This window comes from Chromohalobacter sarecensis (assembly GCF_023061135.1).
GTDB lineage: Bacteria > Pseudomonadota > Gammaproteobacteria > Pseudomonadales > Halomonadaceae > Chromohalobacter > Chromohalobacter sarecensis.
Genome location: NZ_JAKGAN010000005.1, coordinates 64,871 through 89,939, shown reverse-complemented (window position 1 = coordinate 89,939; position 25,069 = coordinate 64,871). Strand labels below are relative to the sequence as shown.

At 60.2% G+C, this 25,069-nt stretch carries 23 protein-coding genes; 13 read left to right on the top strand and 10 right to left on the bottom strand.

The features are described 5' to 3' along the window. The first annotated feature begins 457 nt into the window (after window positions 1–457). Window positions 458–1,708, top strand: coding sequence for a GGDEF domain-containing protein (locus L1071_RS09515; protein ID WP_246973545.1), 1,251 nt, complete (start codon window positions 458–460; stop codon window positions 1,706–1,708). 85 nt (window positions 1,709–1,793) lie between these two features. On the opposite strand, the gene L1071_RS09510 is transcribed toward L1071_RS09515, so the two are convergent. The 3 genes from L1071_RS09510 to katG form a co-directional block, all read right to left on the bottom strand. Further along, the gene (locus L1071_RS09510; RefSeq protein WP_246973530.1) at window positions 1,794–2,555 is read right to left on the bottom strand and encodes an SDR family NAD(P)-dependent oxidoreductase; all 762 of its coding nucleotides are present in this window, start codon (window positions 2,553–2,555) and stop codon (window positions 1,794–1,796) included. A gap of 39 nt (window positions 2,556–2,594) precedes the next feature. Further along, window positions 2,595–3,347, bottom strand: a complete 753-nt coding sequence (locus tag L1071_RS09505; protein WP_246973518.1) for a sulfite exporter TauE/SafE family protein — start codon at window positions 3,345–3,347, stop codon at window positions 2,595–2,597. A gap of 372 nt (window positions 3,348–3,719) precedes the next feature. After that, window positions 3,720–5,873 (bottom strand): catalase/peroxidase HPI, encoded by a 2,154-nt coding sequence (gene katG, locus L1071_RS09500; RefSeq protein ID WP_246973516.1) that lies wholly within the window; start codon window positions 5,871–5,873, stop codon window positions 3,720–3,722. A 318-nt stretch (window positions 5,874–6,191) separates the two neighbouring features. Between katG and L1071_RS09495 the strand changes: the two genes are divergently transcribed. Then, window positions 6,192–7,508: an aspartate aminotransferase family protein gene (locus L1071_RS09495; protein WP_246973498.1), complete on the top strand. Its 1,317-nt coding sequence runs from the start codon at window positions 6,192–6,194 to the stop codon at window positions 7,506–7,508. Window positions 7,509–7,591: 83 nt separating this feature from the next. Here the strand turns inward: L1071_RS09495 and pdxR are convergent, their stop codons facing one another. Then, complete coding sequence (gene pdxR / locus L1071_RS09490) at window positions 7,592–9,052, bottom strand: MocR-like pyridoxine biosynthesis transcription factor PdxR (RefSeq protein ID WP_246973496.1); 1,461 nt, start codon at window positions 9,050–9,052, stop codon at window positions 7,592–7,594. Between the two features lie 250 nt (window positions 9,053–9,302). Here pdxR and L1071_RS09485 point away from each other — a divergent pair, with 250 nt between their 5' ends. From L1071_RS09485 to L1071_RS09470, 4 genes are all read left to right on the top strand, one after another. Continuing rightward, entirely contained in the window at window positions 9,303–10,226 is a 924-nt protein-coding gene (locus L1071_RS09485; protein ID WP_246973494.1) for a transporter substrate-binding domain-containing protein, read from the top strand. Window positions 10,227–10,307: 81 nt separating this feature from the next. Continuing rightward, on the top strand, window positions 10,308–10,949 hold the full coding sequence (locus tag L1071_RS09480; RefSeq protein ID WP_246973492.1) for an amino acid ABC transporter permease: 642 nt from the start codon (window positions 10,308–10,310) through the stop codon (window positions 10,947–10,949). 24 nt (window positions 10,950–10,973) lie between these two features. After that, on the top strand, window positions 10,974–11,639 hold the full coding sequence (locus L1071_RS09475) for an amino acid ABC transporter permease (protein WP_246973490.1): 666 nt from the start codon (window positions 10,974–10,976) through the stop codon (window positions 11,637–11,639). After that, window positions 11,632–12,420 carry an amino acid ABC transporter ATP-binding protein gene (locus L1071_RS09470; RefSeq protein WP_246899682.1) on the top strand — a complete coding sequence of 263 codons (789 nt, stop codon included), beginning with the start codon at window positions 11,632–11,634 and terminating at the stop codon, window positions 12,418–12,420. The genes L1071_RS09475 and L1071_RS09470 overlap by 8 nt, the downstream gene beginning before the upstream one ends. A 31-nt stretch (window positions 12,421–12,451) precedes the next feature. Here the strand turns inward: L1071_RS09470 and L1071_RS09465 are convergent, their stop codons facing one another. Beyond that, window positions 12,452–13,867 carry an amidase gene (locus L1071_RS09465; RefSeq protein ID WP_246973487.1) on the bottom strand — a complete coding sequence of 472 codons (1,416 nt, stop codon included), beginning with the start codon at window positions 13,865–13,867 and terminating at the stop codon, window positions 12,452–12,454. A 187-nt stretch (window positions 13,868–14,054) separates the two neighbouring features. On the opposite strand from L1071_RS09465, the gene L1071_RS09460 reads away from it, so the two are divergent. Further along, a complete protein-coding gene (locus L1071_RS09460; RefSeq protein WP_246973484.1) occupies window positions 14,055–14,768 on the top strand; it encodes a GntR family transcriptional regulator in 714 nt (237 codons plus the stop codon). A 16-nt stretch (window positions 14,769–14,784) separates the two neighbouring features. Here L1071_RS09460 and L1071_RS09455 read toward each other — a convergent pair whose 3' ends face one another. Continuing rightward, entirely contained in the window at window positions 14,785–16,056 is a 1,272-nt protein-coding gene (locus tag L1071_RS09455) for a D-alanyl-D-alanine carboxypeptidase (protein WP_246973481.1), read from the bottom strand. Between the two features lie 340 nt (window positions 16,057–16,396). Between L1071_RS09455 and L1071_RS09450 the strand changes: the two genes are divergently transcribed. Further along, window positions 16,397–17,272 (top strand): EamA family transporter, encoded by an 876-nt coding sequence (locus L1071_RS09450; protein WP_246973478.1) that lies wholly within the window; start codon window positions 16,397–16,399, stop codon window positions 17,270–17,272. Here the strand turns inward: L1071_RS09450 and L1071_RS09445 are convergent. Beyond that, complete coding sequence (locus tag L1071_RS09445) at window positions 17,216–18,160, bottom strand: LysR family transcriptional regulator (protein ID WP_246973475.1); 945 nt, start codon at window positions 18,158–18,160, stop codon at window positions 17,216–17,218. The two genes, L1071_RS09450 and L1071_RS09445, sit on opposite strands and share 57 nt — an antisense overlap. Before the next feature lie 87 nt (window positions 18,161–18,247). Between L1071_RS09445 and L1071_RS09440 the strand changes: the two genes are divergently transcribed. The 3 genes from L1071_RS09440 (at window position 18,248) to L1071_RS09430 (ending at window position 19,940) form a co-directional block, all read left to right on the top strand. Beyond that, window positions 18,248–18,997: an NAD(P)H-dependent oxidoreductase gene (locus tag L1071_RS09440; RefSeq protein ID WP_246973473.1), complete on the top strand. Its 750-nt coding sequence runs from the start codon at window positions 18,248–18,250 to the stop codon at window positions 18,995–18,997. A 121-nt stretch (window positions 18,998–19,118) separates the two neighbouring features. After that, window positions 19,119–19,394 (top strand): hypothetical protein, encoded by a 276-nt coding sequence (locus L1071_RS09435; protein ID WP_246973470.1) that lies wholly within the window; start codon window positions 19,119–19,121, stop codon window positions 19,392–19,394. Window positions 19,395–19,541: 147 nt separating this feature from the next. Continuing rightward, complete coding sequence (locus L1071_RS09430) at window positions 19,542–19,940, top strand: YkvA family protein (protein ID WP_246973467.1); 399 nt, start codon at window positions 19,542–19,544, stop codon at window positions 19,938–19,940. A 71-nt stretch (window positions 19,941–20,011) separates the two neighbouring features. On the opposite strand, the gene L1071_RS09425 is transcribed toward L1071_RS09430, so the two are convergent. After that, complete coding sequence (locus L1071_RS09425) at window positions 20,012–20,788, bottom strand: ferredoxin--NADP reductase (RefSeq protein ID WP_246973465.1); 777 nt, start codon at window positions 20,786–20,788, stop codon at window positions 20,012–20,014. 159 nt (window positions 20,789–20,947) lie between these two features. Here L1071_RS09425 and L1071_RS09420 point away from each other — a divergent pair, with 159 nt between their 5' ends. Then, window positions 20,948–21,874, top strand: coding sequence for a LysR family transcriptional regulator (locus tag L1071_RS09420; protein ID WP_246973462.1), 927 nt, complete (start codon window positions 20,948–20,950; stop codon window positions 21,872–21,874). An 80-nt stretch (window positions 21,875–21,954) separates the two neighbouring features. On the opposite strand, the gene L1071_RS09415 is transcribed toward L1071_RS09420, so the two are convergent. Both L1071_RS09415 and L1071_RS09410 read right to left on the bottom strand, forming a co-directional pair. Further along, on the bottom strand, window positions 21,955–23,796 hold the full coding sequence (locus L1071_RS09415; RefSeq protein ID WP_246973459.1) for a methyl-accepting chemotaxis protein: 1,842 nt from the start codon (window positions 23,794–23,796) through the stop codon (window positions 21,955–21,957). 100 nt (window positions 23,797–23,896) lie between these two features. Beyond that, entirely contained in the window at window positions 23,897–24,331 is a 435-nt protein-coding gene (locus tag L1071_RS09410) for a host attachment protein (RefSeq protein ID WP_246973450.1), read from the bottom strand. Between the two features lie 264 nt (window positions 24,332–24,595). Here L1071_RS09410 and L1071_RS09405 point away from each other — a divergent pair, with 264 nt between their 5' ends. Continuing rightward, window positions 24,596–25,060 carry a hypothetical protein gene (locus tag L1071_RS09405; RefSeq protein ID WP_246973447.1) on the top strand — a complete coding sequence of 155 codons (465 nt, stop codon included), beginning with the start codon at window positions 24,596–24,598 and terminating at the stop codon, window positions 25,058–25,060. Window positions 25,061–25,069: the final 9 nt, after the last annotated feature.

Below are 25,069 nucleotides of genomic sequence, written 5' to 3'. Positions count from 1 at the left end.
TACGAATCCTGATGCCGCTTGCTTTTGCCCACTGTTGGTTTTGGCGCGACAATGATGCCCATTCGGGCATGCATTCTAAATTGTTTTCAAAAATTAATTTGCAAGACGGTTCTCTACGCGCTTTGAAGGACACCCAGTCCATACACCCACGATAACCGTGCCATCGAACTCTGAGACTCCAGCCACCTTCTGAAAATAATTTCAGATTGCCCAGCGGGCTGATCTTATATAAAAATCGCGTAAACCTTTATAGGTATGGAAAAGGGCCGTCTTTTTTTACATTAAATTACAATAACGACTCGACGCGATACGTCGTATGAACGACGACAGGGGACCGTCATCAAGTACAAGGTGCCATTGGCGCCAGCTGCGGAAGAGCATAACTTGTTGATGCTCCGTACTGGAGAGCCAGGAGGCGTTATCGCAATCGCAGCCTTGTGGGCGGCTATCGAACAGTTTGGGGATCATCGAAAAGCGGCAAGCCGCTGGTCACATCATGAGGCAATGGGGCTTTATCATCACTAAAAACACAGCATTACGTGCATTGACTGATTGTCAGTTCAGCGAATATAGCTTCGAAGCGATGTATCGCAAGTCCATAAAGACGAGGGGACGGTTTGAATCCTGCCTTTCGTTGATCTTGGTGTCCTTGGTCTTTGGGATGTTTGCGATTACGGACTACCACCTTCTCGGTTTAAGCAGGGAGTACTATCTACTGATCACCATGCGCACCGTGGTGGTGAGTCTCTGCCTGTTCCTGGCATTCATTATCGGACGCTGGGGCAGTTACTCCCGTCAAGCCTGGTTGCACGCTTTGCCTCTCTGGATACTTGCGACGGGCATCATTTTAATCGTTCCCTTGCGCCCCGATAGCCTCTTCACTCAGGTAACAGCGGTGGTCGTCGCTACCATAGCTTTCTACCTCCTGATCCCTACCCTGCTGACAGTGGCGATGTTCGCGAGTCTCTATTTAAGCATTGGTTTTCTAGTCGCTGCGGTACTGTTCGCGGAAATTGGCCCGGTGGTGACGCTTCGCATCGCGCTGCTATTGATCATGACTAATGTAGTGGGCTTCTGTGCCTTGCTGCGTTTGGAGGTCTTGCAGCGCAAGCAATTTGCGCTGCTTCATGAAGAGCGTAATCAAAATCGCCTTCTGCTCAAGGAAATAGCGCATCGCAAATCACTGGAAGCACAGTTGCGCATGGTCGCCGAGCGGGATGCTCTGACGGGCCTCGATAATCGCAGTCATTTCATGAAACGGGCCGAGGCACTGTTGCAGCGCTCGCGATTGGAAAAGGTGCCGTTCAGTCTTTTCATGATCGATGTGGATCATTTCAAGAGCATCAACGATACCTGGGGCCACACCCATGGAGATTGGGTGCTGACCAAGATCGCGGCGGCTTGTGCACAATCTCTCCGCCCCACTGATGTAATAGGGCGTTTCGGTGGGGAAGAGTTCATCGTGGCCTTGCCGAACACCGGCCCCGAGGACGCTCAAATCGTGGCGGAGCGCTTGAAGAAGAGAGTCGCCGAACTTCCGTTAAAGGAAGGGATGAGCGAACTTTGCCTGAGCGTCACCATCGGTATCGCTTTAGCGCACCCCGAAGAGGCCGACCTCGAGTCCTTGATCACGCGAGCGGATCAGACGCTGTACGTTGGCAAGCGCGACGGTCGAAATCGGGTAGTAATGTATCGCAGTTCTTGCTGATAGATAGGATTGGCGTTACCCGTGGCCGACTCTCCCTTCCCCGCCCCGGCCTCACGGCCGGGGCGGGATGCCTCTGCTCCGTCCCTCACTCATCGTAATCGACGGCGAACGCGGACCAGGCTTGGCGCGTGGGCATGACTTCCAGACGGTTGAAGTTGATGTGCGGGGGCAGTGTGGCGATGTAGAACATCTGCTCGGCGATGTCCTCGGCGGTGAGTGCGGTAGTGCCGCTATACAGGGCATCGGAGGCGGCCTGGTCGCCGCCGGTGCGCACGAGGGTGAATTCGGTTTCGGCGATGCCGGGGGCGAGGTCGGTCACGCGCACGCCGGTGCCGAGCAGGTCGCAGCGCAGGTTGTAGCTGAACTGTTTGACGAAGGCCTTGGAAGCGCCGTAGACATGGCTACCGGGGTACGGCCATTGGCCGGCGATGGAGCCGACATTGACGATGGTAGCGCCTGCGCCGACATCGATCAGTGTCGGCAGCAGCGCGTGGGTGATGTTGACCAGCCCCGTGACGTTGGTGTCGATCATGGTGTGCCAGTCGCGCCGGTCGACGTTTTGAGCGGGCTGCGGTGCCAGCGCGAGGCCGGCATTGTTGAGCAGCGTGCGCACGCGCTTGAAGCCTTCCGGCAACGCGGCCACGGCGGCGTCGACGGCATCACTGTCACGCACGTCGAGCGCGATGATATGCACTGGGACCTGGCCTTGAAGCTCCTCCTTCAAGGCTTCCAGACGCTCCAGGCGACGCCCGGTGAGCACCAGCGACCAGCCTGCGGCGGCGAAACGATATGCGGCGGCGCGGCCGAAGCCCGAGGTGGCGCCGGTGATGAAGACACAATCCGTCATGCGAGTTTCCTCCATTATGGAAATGAGTGGTGTTGGGGATCAGGCAAGCGCTTCGCGGATCAGCACCCAAAGCGAGAGCCCTATCAAAAGCGGCGCAACGCTGGTCTTGAGCGAGCGCGGCGGCGTGCGCTCGAAGCGCCACTGGCCGAGGGCATTACCCAGCAGCGCTGGCAACAGCAGCCACGCCGCCCAGTGCCAGGTGCTGGCGTGCAAGGCGCCGGCCAGACTCAGGCCCAGCAGGGAGGCACTGCTGCTCGCGGCGAAGAAGACGATAGCGGTGGCGCGCATTACCAGCGGCGGCATGCGGCGATACAGCAGGTACAGCATCAGCGGCGGCCCGCCCGCGGAGGCCAGCGTCATGCACAGCCCCGAAAGGCCGCCCGCGCCGAGCGTCACACCCGGATGATGCGTCGTGGGCGCGGCCGAGGTGGTTTCACGCTGGCACAGCAGCGCCACGGCGCCACTCATCGCCAATAGCGCGACGACGATGCGCATCGGCGAGGCCGGCACACTGGCCAGGAGCCACACGCCAATCAAGGTTGTCACCGCCATACCCAGCAGCAGATAGCGCAGGCACGGCCAGTCGGCATGCCGCAAAGCCCGGCGCCACAATCCCATGCTCGCGACGAGATCCAGCACCAGCGCCAGCGGCACGGCCTGAATCGGCGCCATGAACAGCATCAACCCCAGCGCCATCAGCATGGCAAAGCCGAAGCCGCAATAACCTCGCACCATGCCCGCCAGCAGCGCCAGGCTCATCGCAGCGGCAAGTATGGGAAAGGTAGGCGGCACGGCGACTCCTGAATCCGGGTATAGGCTAATGTTACGGCGACCTTAGCCAGCCCGCCCAGGTCACGGTAGAGCCAGTTCCAGCGCGCCAATGAGACATGCCGCTGTCACGAGGTCGGCTGTGGGCGCCGTATACATCGGGCAGCATGACGCCGAGCCTCGTGCCAGGCCTTGGCGTTAGCCTTGTGCATGGTATTTGGCATTAGTACGCCGCTACCCGCAGAACACAGGCGTGCTAAAGGGTACACATCAAGAAGGCGTAAATCGGAGCGAGTTCATCAAGCGGAGGGCTGACGGTATCGCGACACGAACGCTTCGTTTTGAAGCGTCCGTGTCGCGTTCCCGGCGTGCAATGCACGCTGTAGGAAGGAGGTGTTACGCGACGTCGAAGCGGTCGGCGTTCATCACTTTCGTCCAGGCAGCGACGAAGTCTTTGACGAACTTCTCGTCATTATCGTCCTGAGCATAGACTTCCGCGTAAGAACGCAGCAGCGAGTTGGAACCAAAGACCAAGTCAACGCGTGACGCTGTCCACTTGACGGTGTCCGTTTGCCGGTCGCGAATCGTGTAAAGGCCGTTACCCGCTGGCTTCCAGGCATTGCCCATGTCGGTCAGGTTGACGAAGAAATCATTGGTCAACTGGCCCTCACGGTCGGTGAAGACACCGTGCTGGGTACCGTCATGGTTGGTGCCCAGTACTCGCATACCGCCGAGTAGCACGGTCATTTCCGGCCCGGTCAGCCCCATCAACTGGGCACGGTCGAGCAGCATTTCTTCCGGCTTGACCACGTAATCTTTCTTCTGCCAGTTGCGGAAGCCATCAGCAAGCGGCTCCAGCGGCTCAAAGGATTCGCCGTCGGTCATTTCGGCAGAGGCATCGCCACGGCCTTTCAAGAACGGTACGCGCACATCATAGCCCGCCGTCTTCGCCGCTTTTTCGATACCCACACTACCCGCCAACACGATCACATCGGCAATGCTGGCACCGGTATCAGCAGAGATCTTCTCATAAACACTGAGTACTTTAGCGAGAGGCTCTGGCTCGTTCCCTTGCCACTCTTTCTGAGGCGCCAGGCGAATGCGAGCACCGTTAGCACCACCGCGCATGTCGGAACCACGATACGTGCGAGCACTGTCCCAGGCGGTGCTGACCATCTCGCTAATACTCAGGCCGCTTTCCGCGATCTTGCGCTTAACGACTTCTTCGCTGTAGTCGGTGTTACCAGCCGGGATCGGATCCTGCCAGATCAAGTCTTCAGCCGGCACTTCCGGGCCGATGTAACGCGGCTTGGGCCCCAAGTCACGGTGAGTCAGCTTGAACCATGCCTTGGCGAAGGTCTGCTTGAAGTATTCCGGATCGGCCATGAATTTTTCGCAGAGCGCCCGGTAAGTCGGGTCCATCTTCATCGCCATATCCGCATCGGTCATGATCGGGTTATGACGGATCGACGGGTCGCTGGCATCGACCGGCTTGTCTTCTTCCTTGATGTTCACCGGCTCCCACTGGTTAGCGCCGGCGGGGCTCTTCCTGAGTTCCCACTCATAGCCAAAGAGCAGGTCAAAGTAGCCCATATCAAACTGGATAGGGTTGGTCGTCCAAGCGCCTTCAATGCCCGATGTGATGGCGTTGCTCGCCTTGCCGCCCATGCTCGGGTTGCTCCAGCCAAAGCCCTGATTTTCAACATCGGACGCTTCGGGTTCGGCATCTAGCGCAGACGCATCACCATTGCCGTGACATTTACCCACGGTATGACCACCCGCCGTCAGCGCGGCGGTTTCTTCGTCGTTCATCGCCATGCGGGCGAAGGTTTCACGTACCTGCTGAGCGGTTTTCAGCGGATCGGGCTGCCCGTTAACGCCTTCGGGGTTAACGTAGATAAGCCCCATTTGCACGGCGGCCAGCGGGTTTTCCATGGTTTCTGGGGTATCGACATCTTCGTAACGCTCGTCGGAAGGCGCCAACCACTCTTTCTCATCGCCCCAGTAAATGTCTTTTTCCGGCTCCCAGACATCTTCACGGCCGAAAGAGAACCCGTAGGACGGCAGCCCCATGGATTCATAAGCAACAGTGCCGGCCAGGATCATCAGGTCGGCCCAGCTGATCTTGTTGCCGTACTTCTTCTTGATCGGCCACAGTAGACGACGCGCCTTATCAAGGCTCGCGTTATCTGGCCAGGAGTTGAGCGGGGCGAAACGCTGGCTACCAGTCCCGCCACCGCCACGCCCATCGGCCAGGCGATAGGTACCCGCAGAGTGCCATGCCATGCGGATCATCAGGCCGCCATAGTGGCCCCAGTCGGCCGGCCACCAGGCTTGACTGTCGGTCATCAGCGCGTGAACGTCTTGCTTGAGCGCGTCGAAATCGAGCTTTCTGACTTCCTCACGGTAATCGAAGTCAGGATCCATCGGATTAGACTTGCGATCATGCTGGTGCAAGATCTCCAGGTTAATACCTTCCGGCCACCAATCCTTATTGGAGGTGCCTGTGGAGGTATGACCACCATGCATTACCGGACATTTTCCGCTCATATTTCTTTCCCCTTCGTGCTTTTGGCCTTGGCGATACTCAAAAAACGTATGGCCAGCACTTTAGTTACCATGCTCACTTTTACGTGACAGCCATGCGTTATTGACGTTGCTATTTATAAAGCATCCTCACGATAGCCAAAATTTGTATTTTTATAACCACCCAATAAAAATAAATTATTACTCAGTAAAGCCGTGCATGATGAGAGATGCCGCTGTCACGAGGTCGGCGTGTTTCTGGCTCTATCTAGGCATGGGGAACGCTGCCTAAGCTTGTGTGATAACCGACATCGTTCTTCGCCGACCGACAGGGCTTCGCTCATGACCTCGACCAACGACCTCGTTCGCCAGCTCGACCGCCAGTATGTTTTCCATTCCTGGTCCCAACAGGGCCAGCTCGATCCACTGGTGATCGCCGGCGGCCAGGGCTGCCGTCTCTGGGATTACGCGGGCAAGGAATATCTGGATTTCAGCAGCCAATTGGTGAATACCAACATCGGCCATCAGCATCCCAAGGTCATCGCCGCAATCAAGGAGCAGGCCGAGACACTCACCACGGTGGCGCCGGCGCATGCCAATCTGGCTCGGGGCGAGGCCGCCAAGCGCATCGTGGAACGCGCGCCGCAGGGCTTTTCCAAGGTATTTTTTACCAACGCGGGGGCAGACGCCAACGAGAACGCCATCCGCATGGCGCGGAGTTTCACCGGGCGCGACAAGATCCTCTCGGCGTATCGCTCCTATCACGGCAATACCGGGTCGGCCATCGTCGCCACAGGCGACCCGCGCCGCGTGCCCAACGAGTTCGCGCGAGGCCATGCGCACTTCTTCAATCCCTACCTGTATCGCAGCGACTTCTGGGCCAACGACGAGCAGGAGGAATGCCAGCGCGCCTTGCAGCACCTGCGCCGGGTCATCGAATGCGAGGGCCCCGGCGCCATCGCCGCCATTCTGCTCGAGCCGATCCCCGGCACAGCCGGCGTGCTGACGCCCCCAGCGGACTACTTGAAGGGTGTGCGGGCGCTGGCCGATGAGTTCGGTATCCTGTTGATCTTCGATGAAGTGATGGCCGGATTCGGACGCACCGGGCGCTGGTTCGCCTTCGAGCATTACGGGGTCTCGCCGGACCTGATCGCGTTCGCCAAAGGCGTCAACTCCGGGTACGTGCCGGCCGGCGGCGTGGTGATTTCGGAGGCCATCAGTCGGCATTTCGACGAGCACATGTTCTTTGGCGGGCTTACCTACTCCGGGCATCCGCTGGCGATGGCCTCCATCGTCGCGACCCTGGACGCCATGCACGAGGAAGGTGTGGTAGAGAACGCCGCCAGCATCGGTAAGGGCACGCTCGGCCAGGGCCTCGAACGCTTGGCGCGCGAGCATGCCATCGTCGGCGAGACACGCGGGCTGGGCGTCTTCCATGCTCTGGAACTGGTCAGCGACCGCGAACATCGCACGCCGCTTTCAGCGAGTGCGATGGGCGAGATCAAGCACGCCCTGCTCGCCGAGGGCATGCTGCCGTTCGTGGCCGAGAACCGCATTCATGTGGTACCGCCATGCATCGTCAGCGAGGCGGAGGCCCAGCAGGGGCTGGCGATTCTGGATAAAGTGCTGGGCGAGATGTCGACCAAGCACGCCGCTTGACCCGCCAGGGTGGCGGCATCGCCGTCGCCAATGCTGGATAGCATGCGCCGGGCCTTGTGCCCGGCGCAGTCGTGAGTACGCCGCTACTCCAGCGTTTGCGCCAGGCGTTCGATCCCCGGTTCGATGCGCTCGGCATCGATGGCGCCGAACCCCAGGCGCATGAAGTTACGCGGCGGCACGCGCTCGAAGAAGTGCTGAAAACCCGGTTCGATGAGTACGCCATCTTGCGCGGCCTGCCAAGCCAGGCGTTGGGTATCCACGTCTTGCGGGGCTTCCAACCAGAACACGCTGGCATGGTCGCCACCAACGCGCCGGCAGCTGGGCATATGCGTCTTGATGGCCTCGTTCATCGTTTCCCAGCGCAGGCGCATCTCGTCAGCGAATAACCGCAGATATCGATCGTAATGTCCCTGAGCGAGAAATTGCGCCATTTGCTGTTGTAGCCCCGAGGGCGGGTGACGATACATCAGCCGCCGCAGCGCGCGTAGTTCATCGATCAGCTCGGCATCGGCCACCAGATAGCCCAGTCGTAGTCCCGGCGAAAGCGGTTTGGACAGGCTACTCATGTAGATCACCCGATCGCCGACACGGCTGGCTTTCAGGGCCGGCTGGGCCTGGTGGTCGAAATTCACTTCCGCATCGTAGTCGTCCTCGAGCACGATCTGGTCGAAGCGCTGGACCTGCTGAATCAACCGCTCGCGACGCGCGCGACTCATGGTAACGCCGGTCGGCCCCTGATGGCTGGGCGTCACGTAGAGATAGTCGCAGCGTGGCGTCTCGGCATCGAGCTGCATGCCTTCGCCGTCCACGTGCTGGTAGTGAAGTTGGGCGCCCTGGCGCAGGAAGACATTGACCGCCTCGCGATACCCGGGATTCTCGACGGCGACACGCGTTTGCCGGTCGAACAACAACTGCGCGATCAAGAACAAGGCGTTTTGTGAGCCCAGCGTCACCAGAATTTCATCGCTCTGCGCATGAATGCCACGCTTGGGCAGCACCCGCGTGCGCAACTGCTCGACCAGCATTGGGTCGTCCTGATCGTAGCGGTCGCTGAGCCAGTGACGCTCGCGGTTCGCGCCCAGCAGGCGTCGCGAGGTCTCGCGCCATTGTTCGAGGGGAAACAGCCGCGTATCCAGTTGCCCATACACGAAGGGGAACTCGTAATGCATCCAGTTGCTGGGACGCAGCACGCCCTGCAAGTGGCTGGGGCGATGTGTGAAGCGTTTGCTCCAGGATGGTGCATCCACTGTCGTCTGGCGCGTCGCTTGAGCCAGCGCCAGGGTATCGCTGTCGTGATAAGCGTCGTGCAGGTAGTAACCGCTACGCGGCCGGCTGACCAGATAGCCGTCCTCGACCAAGCCTTCGTACACCAATGCCACGGTGTTGCGCGAGATCCCCAATTGCAGGGACAAACGGCGACATGACGGTAACGCCTCGTCGGCGGGAATGGTCCCGGTGTGGATAGCATCGAGCAGCGACTCGCGCAGTTGTTCCTGCAGTCCGCGCTGAGTATCGAAATCGAGATGGAAATAATGGTCGAGCATCGTTCTCTCCCGATGAGGCATTACACCGGAATAGATGCAAGGGTCAGGCCATGACACGACGCTCGCTGACGGGGCACATCATTAGGCGCCGAAACATCTGGCCAACCGGCGTCTCCCAACTGGCTCTATAGCGACCAACGTCGAATTCTTTAGGGTGGAATCACCACGTTCGAGATTGCTCCGCATGGCGAGCCGTCTTTGGTCTCAGCCAATGATCTCAACAACAACAGCAACAGCGAAGGTGATTATGATGCTTTCCACGACTCGCAACGCAGGTCGCACTACAGGTTCCACTCCCCACTACCGCCTCCCCAAGGTCCGTTTCTCCAAGACGATTGCCGCTACCCTGGCCGGCACCTTGATGTCGCTGTCGTTACCCGCCTTGGCGGCGGACCTGGAGGAAATCCAGGAACGCGGCTACATGGAGGTGGCCACCGAGGATAACTACGCGCCCTTCAACTTCATCGAAGGCGGCGATGCCAAGGGCTTCAACGCCGATATCCTCGAAGAGTTGCGCGATTACGCCGACTTCGAGATTCGTCAGGAAATCCTGCCGTGGACCGGCCTGTTGGCGGCGGTCTCCAACGACCAGTACGACATGGCCTTGACCGGCGCGTCCGTCTCCGATGAACGCTTACGCGTATTCAACTACACCCCGCCCTACGCCTCCGCTCAGCATTTCGCCATCAAACGCGCCAACGATGACAGCATCAGCGATGTCGATGATCTCAGCGATAAGCAAGTCGGCGTTCAAGCCGGCAGCGTACTGCTCTCGCGCCTGCCCGAGCTAGAGACGATGCTCGAGGACGACGGCGGCGAACTCGGCGAGGTCGTGCAGTACGAATCTTATCCCGAAGCCTTTGCCGATCTGGCCAATGGGCGCCTGGATTACGTTATCGATTCAGCGGTGCCGGTGAATACGCTGGTGGCCTCCAAGCCGGATGTCTTCGCCAAAGGCCCGGCGGTTTCCGGGGCTGGCTACGTCTCCTGGCCGATTCCCAAGGATAGCCCCGAGCTGCTGGCGTACATGGCCGACTTCCTGAACCACCTCAAGGAAAACGGCCGCCTCGCCGAGCTGCAGGAAAAATGGTTCGGCGAAAGCTTCACGGATCTTCCCGAGAAGCCGCTGACCAGCGTCGAGCAATTCCACGAACTGGCCGGCCTCGACGACTGAGTGCTTGCCGCATCCCTGTGTACTGCAGCGCTGTGGCCTGGCCATGGCGCCGCACCCATTCCTTAACTCGGGGACTCTGTCATGAATGCCAGCGCCTGGAACATGTTGCTGGAAGGGGCCTGGACCACCGTCTGGATTTCCGCTGTCTCGATTGCTATCGGGGTCGTGGCAGGCTTGGTGATCGCCCTGATTCGCCTCGCACGAATTCCCATCATCGATCAACTGTTAGTGCTCTACGTCAGCGTGGCCCGCGCCACACCATTGGTGACCCTGGCACTTTTCATCTTTCTCAGCGCCCCCGATCTGGGGCTCGACCTCAATCGCAGCGTCGCCGGCATCCTGGCGTTGACGCTCAATACCACCGCCTTCAATGCCGAGATCTGGCGCAGCGCATTTCGCAATTTCTCTCGCGAGCAAAGCGAAGCGGCCATGGCGACGGGCATGACCCCATGGGTCACCTTTCGCCGCATCATGCTGCCGCAGATGGTGATCACCAGCTTGCCAGGGTTGGTCAACGAGATGTCCTTTCTGATCAAGGGCAGTCCCGCCATCGCAGTGATCGGCATCGTCGACCTGACCCGCGTGACCAATCGCATTTCGGCGGTGACCTATGAACCGCTGCCGCCCATTCTCGTCGCCGGCGCGCTCTACATGGCGATAATCGGTTGCCTGGTATGGCTACAGCGTCTCGCCGAACGCCGTGCCAACCGGCTGGCCATGTGAGGATAAAACGGTGAGGAGACAACCATGAGCAATTGGGAAATTCTTTGGGATGAGCGCGCGCAGTTCTGGAGCGGTTTTCTGAGCACCCTGGAAATATTTGGCCTGTCGATCGTGGGTGCCTTTGTGATCGGCTGCGGTCTACTTTATTTACTCGAAGGCAGCCGCAAACGGCTGACCATGCCGCTGCGTATTTTCATCGATGGTATGCGCATGCTGCCGTTTTTGATCCTCGCCTATCTGCTGTATTACGGCTTGCCAAGCGTCGGTATTCGCCTTGATGCCTGGGGAGCAGGAGTCGGCGCTTTGGCGGTCTATCACGGCTGCTACTTTGCCGAAATCTTCCGCGGCAATCGCTTGACCTTTCCGCCGGGGCAGATCGAAGCCGCCCAGGCGCATGGCTTCACCAAGGGCAAATTATTCTTTCGCCTGCTGCTGCCGCAAATCATCATGCAAACCCGCCCATTGCTGGGCAACCAGCTAATCTATGCGCTCAAAGACACGGCCTTTCTCGTCATCATCACCGTGGGTGAGTTGACTGCCGCCGCCAACAGCTTATCGAGTACCTATTTCATTCCCACCGAGGCATTCATCGTCGTGATCGGTTTCTACTGGGCGATCAGCGTGACGATGGAAATCATCATTAAACAATGCGGGCGTTTCAGCGCCAAACGGGGATTCGACAATGTCTGAAGCAAACACGTCTGAGACGGCTGCGGTTTCGATCCGCCATCTTTCGAAAAGCTTCGATGACGTCGAAGTGTTACGCGATGTCGAGCTGGAAGTAAAAACCGGCGAGGTAGTGACGATCATCGGCTCGTCCGGCTCGGGCAAGTCGACGCTATTGCGTTGTATCAATTGGCTGGAAAAACCCGACCGGGGCAGCATTCATATCGCCGGGCAGCGCATCGGGGTCCACGATGACGGTCGTCCCATGCCCGTGCGTGAGCTGGCCAAGGTCCGCGCGCAAACCGGTATGGTATTCCAAGGCTTCAATCTATGGCCGCATCTCAACGTGCTGCACAACGTCACCGAGGCGCCCATCCACGTGCAGGGCAAGTCCAAGCGCGAAGCCGAGGAACTCGCCACGGCATTGCTCGAGAAGGTGGGCATGTCGCAAAAGCATGATAGCTATCCCAATACGCTCTCGGGCGGCCAGAAACAGCGCGTGGCCATCGCCCGGGCGCTGGCCATGCAACCAGCAGTGATGCTCTTCGACGAGCCTACTTCGGCGCTCGACCCGGAGCTGGTGGGCGAAGTGCTGGCGGTGATCAAGGACCTTTCCGCCGAGGGATACACCATGGTCATGGTGACGCACGAGATGGCCTTCGCCCGCGCGGTGTCCGATCAGGTGGTCTTCCTGGAAAAAGGCCTGATCATCGAACGCGCCGATCCGGAGACCTTCTTCACCACTCCCAAGACCGATCGTGTGCGCAAGTTCCTCGAAAACCACGATACGCCCTCGTCCGCCTGAACGGACGAGGGCGATGGCCGATTGACCTCGCTCAGCCTGTCTGAGCCGGATCAGGCACGGTCGGGAAGCGCGGTGGATACGCCTGCATGAAGGCGTGGCAGGCGCGCAGGACGCGGATATCGTCGAACTTGCCACCCGCCAGCTGGAAACCCACCGGCATGCCCGTGTCGGTGAAGCCGCACGGCACGGAGGCCGCGGGCTGCTGGCTGAGGTTGAAAGGATACGAGAACGGTGCCCATTCTTCCCAGTCGCGCATACCGCTGCCGGGCGGGACTTCGTGATTGACCTCGAACGGTGACACCGACACCGAGGGCGTCATCAGCAGATGATACTTCTGATTGAAATCCTCAAGGCATTGCGTCAGCCGAGCCCGGAACTCCAGAGCACGGAAGAAGTCCACCGCGCTCCAGCGTTCGGCGATGCGCGCATTGGTGACCAGCCCTGGGTCGAGCAAGGTGCGTTCATGCTCGCTGCACTGCGACCAGAGCTCCAGCGAGGCGGTGAACCATATCTTCTGGAAGATCTCGATCGGTGACTCGAAGCCGGGGTGAACCTCCTCGACCTCGGCCCCCAGCGCCTGAAGCTTCTCAGCCGCTTCGCGCACGCGGGCGGCGATCTGCGGCTCGACCTGGGCGTAGCCAAGATCGGGCGAATAAGCGATGCGCAGGCCACGTAGATCGCAGTCCATGTCCACGCCCCAGTCGTCGGGCTGGCCACGCGTAGCGTAGGGGTCATGATGATCGTAACGCCCGATCACGTTGAGCATGCGCGCGGCATCAGGCACGTTGCGCGTCAACGGGCCGATATGCGACAGCGTCGGCTCCGTGGCGGGCGGCCATTGCGGCGTCCAGCCGAAGGTCGGCTTGAAGCCGAAAACGCCGGTAAATGCGGCGGGAATGCGGATCGAGCCGCCCGAATCGCCGCCCTGGTGCAACACGCCCATATTGAGCGCGGCAGCGACCGCCGCGCCGCCTGACGAACCGCCCGGCGTGAGCCGTGTGTCCCAGGGATTGCAGGTGGCCCCGAACACGCGATTGTCGGTGACGGCCTTCCAGCCGAACTCCGGGGTGTTGGTCTTGCCGAGAATGACGGCCCCCGCCTCACGTAGCCGACTGACCGGCGGTGCATCGCTTTCGCAGGGGGCCTCCGAGGTAGTCAACGAGCCGTCGCGGGCCGGCATGCCGGCCACTTCGGTCAAGTCCTTCATCGACACCGGCACGCCGTCGATAGAGCTCAGCGGCTTACCCTGCCCCCAGCGACGCGCCGAGGCCTTGGCGGCCTGCTCGGCGCCTTCGTGGTCGACATACACATAGGCGTTGACCGCGTCGTTGAAGCGCTCGATACGCGCAAGCGAGGCGCGCGTGGCTTCCAGCGGCGAGGCCTCGCCGGACCGAAAAAGCGCCGCCAGTTGTCCAGCATCCATCATGCCCAAATCGGTTTCTTGCATAACACCCTCACATCCTTGTTTGGTGAAAGACGTTCATTGGCTTGTCTGCTCTAGGCTAGACGCGACACCCCCGGCGGGGCAACGCGAGTCGGCATTTCGATGCAGCGTCCATGTGATCGAGAACCATGGGCACACCTCGCGCCAGCGCTTATCATCGGCCTATGTTGGCGTCGGCCTGGGAACATCAATGCCCGAAAATCCATTCTATCTTCAGTTGCGCGACCGCCTGGTAACGCTGATCGAGACGGGCGAGCTGCCGCCCGCCAGTCGCTTACCCGGCGAGCGCCGTCTGGCCGAGCGCTTCGCGACGACGCGTGTCACGCTGCGCCAGGCGCTGACTCAGTTGGAAAGCGAGGGGCGACTACATCGCCGCAACCGACGCGGCTGGTTCGTCTCGCCCAGGCGCGTGGAATATTCGCCGAATCACGATCAAAGTTTCACCCAGTACGTGAGTGCGCAAGGGCGGCAACCGCATACCGAGGTGTTGGACGTGGGGTGCCTACCGGCCTCTGCTGAAGCGGCACAAGCACTCGGCATTAGCTGCGGGCAAGCCGTTTTGCATGTAAAACGGCGTCGCTACATCGATGGTCGGGCAGTATTGTTGGAGCGTATCTGGTTGCGCGACGACCTTTTGCCGAGCCTCGCCGAGGGCGATTTCTCGACATCGCTGTGGCAGCGCCTATGGGACGAGTACGGCCTGGTGTTGGCGCGCAAATCGCTGCGCCTCTACCCCACCGCGCTGACCGGCGACGAAGCCGAGACGCTGGGCGTACACAGCGGCTCTGCGGGGCTTTGCGTGACACGCGTCACGCATGACCGTGAGGAGCGCGCCCTCGAGTATGACGAGGATTACTGGCTACACGATGCCATCTGTCTGCGCGTGGAGGTGGCGATGCCGTGAGGCCCATCGGGACGCCTCATTGGCCGGCGCCCATGGCGACCACGACACAGTCCACACCCTCGCGTGCCAGCTGCCGGCACCCACGGCGTGCCTGGGTTTCCTCGAGATCCACCAACTGCGCCCGAAAGATGCCCCCATCGCCTTGCACCGATGACACCGCCACGCGACCATCGAGCTCGGCTGGCAGGAATTCGGCGGCTTGGTCAGCCTGATGACGCGCCCGAGCGCGATCGCTGAACGCGCCAACCTGCACGGCCCAAGCACCGTTGGAGACGGCCGAACGGGCACCGTTCGATGCCACGCGTGCGTCGACGTGTTCGTATTCCGCCTGGACGATCAAGTCACGAATGGGGTCATCGGCGGGCGTGGGCGCTGAGTCACTCGCTGGGCTGGCCTGCAAACTATCCCCGTAAATGTCTGCCTTCGCGATCCAGTCACCATGCGCGACCGATTCGGCGCGGGCGAAGCCACGATCGAGCAGTTCGCTCATATGCGCATCGCGTGACTGAGCGGTAAACCCGCCCATGACTACGGAGAGCAGGCGGCGCCCATCATGCACGGCGGAAGTCGCCACATTGAAGCCCGAAGCGCGGATGTAGCCCGTCTTGAGGCCATCGGTACCGGCATAGTTGTCGAGCAGTCGATTGTGGCCTTTGTAGCGCCGCCCCTGCCACGTGAACTCGGTCTTGGCGAATATCGGGTAGTAGCTCGGGAAATCCTGCATCAGACGCAGCGCGAGAATCGCCATGTCACGGGCGGTGGTGACTTGGCGGTCATCGGGCAGCCCTGAGGCATTGCGAAACGTTGTGTGCGCCATGCCCAAGGCGCGCGCCTTGTCGGTCATCTGACCGGCAAAGGTGGACTCGCTACCGGCCAGCCCCTCGGCCACCACCGCCGCCACATCGTTGGCGGATTTGACCACCAGGATGTTGATGGCATCTTCCACCTTCACCGTTTCTCCGGGTTTCACGCCCATCTTGGAAGGCGGCTTCGCGGCGGCATGCTGCGATACCGGCAAGCGCGAATCCATGCTCAGCGTGTCGTCCTCGAGCGCCTCGAAGAGCAAGTAGAGCGTCATCATCTTGGTCAACGAGGCAGGATAGCGCGTCGCATCGGCGTTAGCGGCATGCAGGACAGCGCCGCTCTCGGTGTCGATGACGATGGACGCGTAACGCGGGTTGGGCGCCGCCTGAGCCGCAGGAAGCATACACAATGCCATCACGAAAACGATCAGCGTGAGCAACACAGGCAACGCACGCGCGTGATGATAAGAAAGCGGGGACGTCATTTGTTATGTCCTTGAAGGAGGAATCCCTCGTGGGTCTACTCGTAACATTTGCCGCAACATTTATTATGGCGACGCCACAAAGCGCAATAACATAGGGATTATGAGCGAGAGACGCGCTCTGTAAAGCCCCTATGGACATTTTGGGCGCCATTCGTGACGTTCCACAAACTTTTGTCACGCGAAGAAGGAGCGCCCATGGCGACTTAATCGTTCGGAGGCGATCACTTCAGGCTTGGTGGACGGTGCCATCGCTCAACTGGTATATACCAGAAAGAGTCCATCACACTTAGACACCCCCTGAGCCTGCCGGAGACCTACGCTGAGCGCATTCGCCATCACCTTGATCGCCGTATCCGCAGTACTCCATGCCGGCTGGAATCTGCTCGGTAAACGCGGTGAGCCATCGCTGGCCTTTTTCGCCCGCGCCATGGCGACCGGCAGCGCGCTGTATGCGCCGCTCTTGTTTTGGGGACCTTCGCCGTTGCGGCTGCCCGCCATCTTCTGGGGCTGGCTCATCGCCACGGGAGCATGCCAGGCGCTCTATATGGGCGGACTCGCTTGGGCTTATGCACGCGGTGAAGTGAGTCTTCTCTACCCCTTGGCACGTGCCCTCCCGGTTTTGCTAGTGCCCGCGGTCGCGCTCCCATGGCTGGCCCCAAGCGCGCTTAATGGCGGAGACATCCTCGGCATGGCGCTGATCACTGCCAGTGCCCTCGTCATGCCCCTGCCCCATTGGCGCGCCTTGCGCCTGTCGCGTTACCTCACTCCTGCGCTCGGCTTCGTCTTGCTCGCCGCGGTCGGCACCACCGGGTATTCGCTGATCGACAAGCACGCCCTAGGCTTGATGACCGCGCATGGCTACACCCCGCTACAAGCCGGACTGCACTACATGGTGCTGCAAGCCATGACCACCTGGTTATGGATGTGGCCACTCGTACGAGCATTGCCCAACGAGCGTCATGCAGCACGACGACTGCACCGCTCTCCTGCCGCGCGTCGTGCCTGGCTGGCAGGCACCATGATCCTCGGCACCTACGGGCTGGTGCTGATTGCCATGTCCACCAGTGCCGACATCAGCCACGTCGTCGCCTTGCGCCAGCTCTCGATCCCCCTCGGCGTGCTCGCCGCCGGCTACTGGTTCCGGGAACACTTGCCTTCGTTACGACTCGGCGCCATCGCCGTCATGCTCGGGGGGCTCGTGCTCGTCGCGTGGTGAGGTCGACTTGGAAGGAGAAACCTCGCCTTTCAAGCGTGCTTGCTGTGTGCCCAACACTTCCGCCAAGTAGGAGAAAAAAGCCATCACTCGAGCGGTACGCCGCAAGTCGGGGTGCGTCAACAACCACAGAGGGGTCTCCAAGGAGGCCAGCGACTCACTGACTTTCACGAGGCTGTCGTCCCTATCGGCGAGGTAACACGGCAGAACCCCACGCCCCATGCCAGTACGCACTCCCGCCAGCATTCCCAACATGCTGTCGACACGGTAACGGCAGTCAGCCTCTACCCCTGCATGAGCCATCCAGCGCTCCAAAGCAGGATATCCCAAGTGTGAATCGGGCCCTACCCAAGCGCTTGTCTCAAGGTGGTGCTGATGAACATAGACGGCCTGAGCGATTTCCCCCACTTGGCGACCCACTAATGTTTCTGGCGGCGATTTCGTGGGCCGAATCGCGATATCCGCATCGCGGTGCGATAAATTGTATTCACGATTAGAGACCTCCACTTCCAACACAATGTGAGGATATTCACGCTGGAAACCTGCAAGAACATCACTCAACAACCCCATGAGCAGCGTGTCGGTCGTGGTGACACGCAACGTACCAGACAACCTCGCATCCTGCCCCACGAGGCGTCGTTCCACGGCATCGATATCTGTCGCGACACGTGCTGCGGTCGTCGCTAGATCGTCACCCGCTAGCGTTGGCACATAGCCCATGCGGTGACGCTCGAATAACCGTACTTCCAGCTGGGACTCAAGCGCCCCTAAGCGGCGAAATACCGTCGCATGACTGACGCCCAGTTCTCGCGCGGCCCCAGCTAGAGATCCCTGCCGTACGATGGCCAGTACGATCCGAAGATCATCCCAAGGCAGATTCTTTTCATTCATGCAAAGTTCACTTTAATTAATGGGGAATGTTATTTCTCTTATGCAAAGCCTAGCGTAACTCCTCCTATGTCGTTACAAGGCTTTCCCATGAATATCTTGATCGTGCACTGCCACCCCGAGCCACGCTCATTCAATGCAGCATTAAGCAACCTCGCCGTGACTGCATTGACACGTGAGGGGCATGACGTCTGTGTCTCAGATCTATACGCCGAAGACTTCGACCCCGTGGAACGCCCCGAGCACTTCGCCGGTCGTGCAGATCCCGACTACTTCTCGGCGCTGACCGAGCAACGTCACCATGTCCAATCAGACACGCTACCTGGCGACATTCAGCGAGAAATCGAGCGACTGCGACACGCCGATCTCGTTATCTTGCAATTCCCTCTGTGGTGGCACGCCCAGCCCGCCATGCTCAAAGGCTGGTTCGATCGTGTATTCGTCTATGGCGGGCTTTACTCGGGTAAAAATCGCTACGACCGGGGGCCGCTAAAGGGCAAGCGGGCTCTCTGTTCGGTCACCACAGGGGCGCCAGCAGCGACGTTTACTCCCGGCGGTCGAAGCGGCGATATCGCCACACTGATGTGGCCGATTCTCTGCTCTCTCTATTATGTCGGTTTCGACGTACTCTCCCCGCACATCACATACGGTGTGCAGGGTGGTGGTTTGAGCTATCAAGACGAACCTGCCTTCCACGATCATCTGGAACAGGCCAAACACCAATGGGAAACACGTCTGAACCACTGGCAAACGGAGGAAGCTATCCCCTTCACCGGCTGGCAAGACTGGGACGCACAAGGCCAAACTGTGGACGAGCACCCCTTGCGGTGGCGCACATGACCAAGGAATTTGCCCTACCGGTCGTCCGATAACGCTTGAGCCTCACCCAACATGGCACCTATCTTGAAGGCGTGCGGCACATAAAAGTGCCGCGCTTTACTCAAGATAAGGAGATGACGAAATGGAAATCATCATCGAGAACGCTGGCATGGAGCCCGATGAGTTCCACATGATCGCGGGTGGCGAGACGGGCGAAGCCCTGCGCAAGACCGCCAAGAACTACCTCGGTAGCCAGAACGTTACCGAGCATCAGCTCGAGGAACTGCGCATGGCGGGCGACGAGGAATACGAGGCATTGCGCCGTGACATGACGCAACACGCCTTGAGGGTGGTCAATGTGCCCAAGGATGCTGCTATTTCACTGGATATCGCTTTTCAGGGCGGTGCCAAGTCGTAATACCCATGAGATGATGCGTTGTAAGAAACTATGGGAGCGACGCGCTCCTATAGCTTAGGTTGTCTCGATCATGATGATGACGTATCCCGCCCTGGTTTGATCGGCCTAACACCATCGAAGATGCCCACCCTGTCACGAGGAGTGTGTATGACGCTACGCCATGACCCCATCGACGAGACGCCACTGACCGAAACCACCGATGTGGTACCGGGAGAAACGACCGATTACGCCGACACGTTCCAAGAGCAACGTTTCTGGCACAAGATTACTCACTACGGTCGCCGTGCCGGGCGCGAAGTCATCCGCCGCGCGCTTCAGCTCTATTTCGTGTTGCAACGTCCCGATGTCCCAATGTGGGCGAAAACCACGATCCTCGGCGCATTGGGATATTTCATCTCGCCGTTGGATGCCATTCCCGACCTGATCCCCGTCGGCGGTTATGTCGACGACGCCAGTGTGCTCGGTGCCGCACTGATCGCGGTATCGGTCTACATCGACGATGACGTCAAGGCTCGCGCCGAAAACGCCATGCCCAAGTGGTTGTGAGTCAGCCTGAACCACAAAAGCCCCTGACGATGTCAGGGGCCTCTTGAGTTACGTCGTAACGTCGCCGTCGATCACTTCTCGACGAAGGCCCGTTCGATGACGTAGTCGCCGGGTTCGCCCATGCGCGGGGAAATGTTGAAGCCCAGCTCGTCGAGCATGGCGCTGGTGTCGTCGAGCATCGCCGGGCTGCCGCAGATCATCGCGCGGTCCTGCTTGGGGTCGAGTTCGGGCAAACCGGTATCGGCGAAGAGCTTGCCGCTACGGATATGATCGGTCAGGCGCCCCATGGTGTGGAAGTCTTCACGCGTCACGGTGGGATAGTAAACCAACTTCTCGCTGATCTCCTCGCCCAGATACTCGTGAGCCGGTAGCTCCTGGGTGATGAAGTCGGCATAGGCCAGCTCGCTGACCGTACGCACGCCGTGGACCAGCACGATCTTCTCGAAGCGCTCGTAGACTTCCGGGTCTTGGATCAGACTCAGGAACGGCGCCAGGCCGGTACCGGTGGATAGCAGGTACAAGTTACGGCCCGGTAGCAGGTCATCGACGACCAGCGTGCCGGTCGGCTTGCGGCTGACCATGATCTGATCGCCGACCTTGAGATGCTGCAGCCGAGAGGTCAGCGGACCATCCTGCACCTTGATGCTGAAGAACTCGAGGTGATCCTCGTAGTTGGGGCTGGCCACCGAGTAGGCCCGCAGCAGCGGCTTGCCATCGGCTTCCAGACCGATCATCACGAACTGGCCGTTCTTGAAGCGCAGGCTACGCTCGCGCGTGGTGCGGAAGCTGAACAGGGTATCGTTCCAGTGATGAACGCTGAGAACTTCTTCAAGTGCCAGTTTACTCACGAATCACTCCTTACCTTATAACCGGAAAGCATTATTTGCTTAAATTGAAGTTGCACGAATTATAAGACTGAACCAATATATCTGTTAAATGAATTGTATGGATATCGGTTATCTATCTAGCCGATATAGAACGGTCGATGAGATCGCCAGGAGATCGTCATGCGCTACACCCTGCGCCAGCTCGAAGTCTTCGTCGCCATCGCGCAGCATGAAAGCGTGTCCCGCGCGGCGCAGCGCTTGGCGATGTCGCAGTCCGCCACCAGCACTGCCCTCGCGGAGCTGGAACGGCAGTTCGACTGCCAATTGCTCGACCGCATCGGTAAGCGGCTCAAGCTCAATGCGCTGGGCTTTCAGTTACTGCCCAAGGCCGTGGCGCTGCTCGACCGCGGCGAGGAAATCGAAGAACTGCTCAAAGGCCAGCGCGGCATCGGATCACTGGATGTCGGTGCGACGCTGACTATCGGCAACTATCTGGCGACGCTGCTGATCAGCGACTTCATGCGTCACCACCCAGGCAGTCGCGTACGCCTCCATGTGCGCAACACGGCTTCCATCGTCGAGCGCATCGCCCATCACGAGCTGGATCTTGGTCTGATCGAGGGGGACTGCCAGCACGAGGACATCGTCATGCAACCCTGGGTCGAGGACGAACTCACTGTCTTTTGCTCGCCACGGCACCCATTGGCCAGCGCCGGTGAGGCGGATCTGGAAGCGCTGATGCGCGAGGACTGGATCATGCGCGAGGAGGGCTCGGGAACTCGCCGTACGCTGGATCAGGCGATGCGCCACCGGCGTGGACGGCTCAATGTGCTGCTCGAGCTGGAACACACCGAAGCCATCAAGCGCGCAGTGGAATCGGGACTGGGCATCGGCTGCGTCTCGCACCTGGCCCTGCGCGATGCCTTTCGGCGCGGCAGCCTGGTGCCCATCGCCACGCCGGCGCTCGACCTGACACGCCAGTTCGCCTTCATCTGGCACCGGCACAAGTACCTGACCACCGCCATGCGCGAATTCCTGCGTCTATGCCGCGAGATGACTGCCGACGTCCAGCGCAGCGACGACATCGACCTGCCGGCCGTTCCCTAGGGTCGCCGTTGTAGAAACGGCCAACCAAAACGGCCCACCGGCGTATGCCGGTGGGCCGTGGTGGCGCGGGGAAATCCCGACTAGGTCTTGGTCAACGCGGGGCGCGTTTGCGTTTGTCCGTCTTCGCGCAGACTGAAGCGGCCCACGACCTCGGCTAGACGCGCAGCCTGGTCACGCATCTGCTCGGCGGCGACGGTGGATTCCTCGACCATCGAGGCGTTGTGCTGGGTCATTTGATCCAGGTCGTTGACGGCCTGGTTGACCTGAGTCACGCCTTGGCTTTGTTCCTGCGTGGCGGCGTTGATCTCGGCGAGAACATCGGAGACCCGCGCCACGGCGGTGACGATTTCCTGCATGCTGTCACCCGCCAGGCGCACCATATCGGTCCCCTCGCGGGTCTGGGTCACCGAGGCATCGATCAGCTTCTTGATGTCATCGGCTGCCGAGGCCGAGCGGCTCGCCAGTTGACGCACTTCATTGGCGACCACCGCGAAACCGCGACCCTGCTCACCGGCGCGCGCCGCCTCAACCGAGGCATTGAGCGCCAGCAGGTTGGTCTGGAAGGCGATTTCGTCGATCAAGCGCACGATATCGGAAATCTGCGTCGTCTGGGCATTGACCTCTTCCATGGTGTTGACCGCCTTGCGCGCGATATCACCACCATGATTGGCCGCCGTGGTCGCCTCCCGGGAGAGCTGGTCGGCCTGGCTGGCAGAGTTTGCGGTATTTTCCACCGTGCTGGCGATCTGTTCCATGGCGGTAGAGGTTTCCTGCAAGCTGGAAGCGGCCTGCTCGGTACGCCGCGAGAGGTCCTGGCTACCATGGGCGATTTCGCTGGAGGCCTCGCTCACCGAGGTACTGCTGGCACGTACTTCGAGGAGGACCTCGTTGACGGCATCGGCAAAGCCATTGAACCCTTGGGCGATCTGCGCCACCTCATCGCGACCGTCGATCTCGAGCCGGCGCGTCAGATCGCCTTCACCGGAAGCGATATCGAACATGGCATCGCGTGCCTGGCGCAGACGGCGGAAGATCGGCGACAACAGCACCCACAGCAGCAAGGCAGCAATCAGACCGGACAAGACCATTGCGATGAGCGTGGAGTGCAGTACGCCTTGCACGCCAGCGTTGGCTTCGGTGAGGTCCAGCGCGATGACCAGGCGCCAGTCGGTTTCCGGCACCTCCACAGCATATAAGAGGACATCTCGGCCATCGATAATAGCTTCTTTGGGGGTTCCTTCGCGCGCCAGCGTGTCCAGCCATTCCGGCGTCAGGCTATCGTCAAGCGCCGTAGAAGGTTCCAAGGCCAGATTGGTGTCACGATAGGCGACAATATCGCTGTCCTGATTGACGAGGAATGCGAAGCTGCTTTGAGTCGGACGGATCGAGGTCACGTTGTCGGTGACATCGGCCAGGCTGACATCGGCGCCGATCACGGCTCGAGTGTCGCCATCCTCGATGATCGGCGTGGCGAAAGACACCACGAGACTATCGGTGACCATGTCCAGATAGGGCGGGCTGGCAATGCTCTTACCGGCCTCGACGGCCGACTGGTACCAGGGGCGTTGGGTAGGGTCGTAATCTTCCGGTGGTTGCCAGTTGTCGTTGGTAATCAGGCGCTTGTCCGGCAAGCCGACGTATACCTGGCTGAAGTCGCCGGCCACGGCGGTCTGCTGCAAGGCCGGAACGAAATCGTCATTGTCGAGCGCCGGTGGCAGCGCTTCGATCAGGCGCTTCTTGCTCACGGCCCAATTTTCGATGGACTCGACATGGCCACGTGCCACGCCATCGAGCATATCGGTATTGATAGCGCGCTGATGCTGGCTCACCAGCCAGTAATTGACGCCGCCCATTGCGGCCAAGGCGACCAGAATCATAGCGACGCAGGCCACCATGATCCGGGTTTGGAGCGATGTAAACATGAATGAGTGCCTATCGTTGGGGGATACCTCCTTTGATTAACGGCACTCATGGGAAAAACTTTAAGCGAGATGCTTATTCATGTTGATTCAAACTTTCACATCAATTGAGGGGCGGTCGAAACTTCTCGGCTAGCTCTTCCTCGTCGGCACTCGATAGGTCCTTATCCAAGGTATGGATGACGCAAGCCTGGGTCGGCTTGTCGAGCTTCTGACGAATCAGGCCCAAGAAGTGCGGCGCAGCGGCGATGATGAACTCATCGGCTTTCCCCTGGGTGCGCGCCTGGCGGAGATAGTCGGCGACTTCCTTGGCGAAGAACGCGGCATGCTTTTCCATCGTGGCATCGTCATTGCCGGACTGACGCGGCGAATGCGACGCCGCATCGTCGGACTCTCCTTTTCCACCCGTACGCAGATCGCCGGTATGCAAACGGCCCTCGGGATGAATCAACGTCTCGACTTCACGAACCACGCCGGCTTGATGCGCGAAGATACGCGCACGCGAAGCATTGGCAGTCACGATATAACGTTTGTTCATGTCTGACTCCTTGATCGGGGGATGACCGGCATCTCAGGGCGACGGCGCTTCCTGCGCCGTTGATCCGGCCGCCTCGTCGCACGAACGGCGACCCTTCAAGCATCGAAACCCAGCGTATTTCTGTCAATCTCGCGGCAGGCGACGGCGCACCGCGACACCCATGTGGCGTGATACCGACAGGTTCACGCCTGACGCAAACCTGCTAATATCGCGGCGCTGGACAGGAATCACCGGCTACAAGCGCTATCTGCCAGGGAGAGCGACATGCGCGACTTTATCTTGATGCGTCGCCCACTACCGCGACGAACGTTGATTTTTTCTCATTGTATGCTGCAAATCGGTCTGCTGTTGATCGGCGGTGCCTGGCTATGGCGCCATTCACCGGCGGCAAGCGGGCTCCCGTGGCAGGCAAGCTGGCCGATGCTGGCGCTCGGTGGGGGCGCGCTGCTGCTCGCCATGGCGTTGGTGCGCCTGTTCGCCGAGCTGTGGATGGCGCCGCACCATATGCTGGCACGGCGCGAGGGCTTTGCCCCGGGCGACGTAATGACCCGTGCTATCGACCGGCGCCCGGCCATGCACGACCCAGAACAGGCTTGGATCAGCACGGCAAAGCCGCTCGACCCCGATGAAGGCGTGGTGGGCCAGGCGCGCGTGACGCAGCCCCGCCAGCCGGCCACCGCGAAACGCCAGCCGGTCACTCCCTCCCAACGTCAGGAACCCAGCCTCTAGCTCTGATGG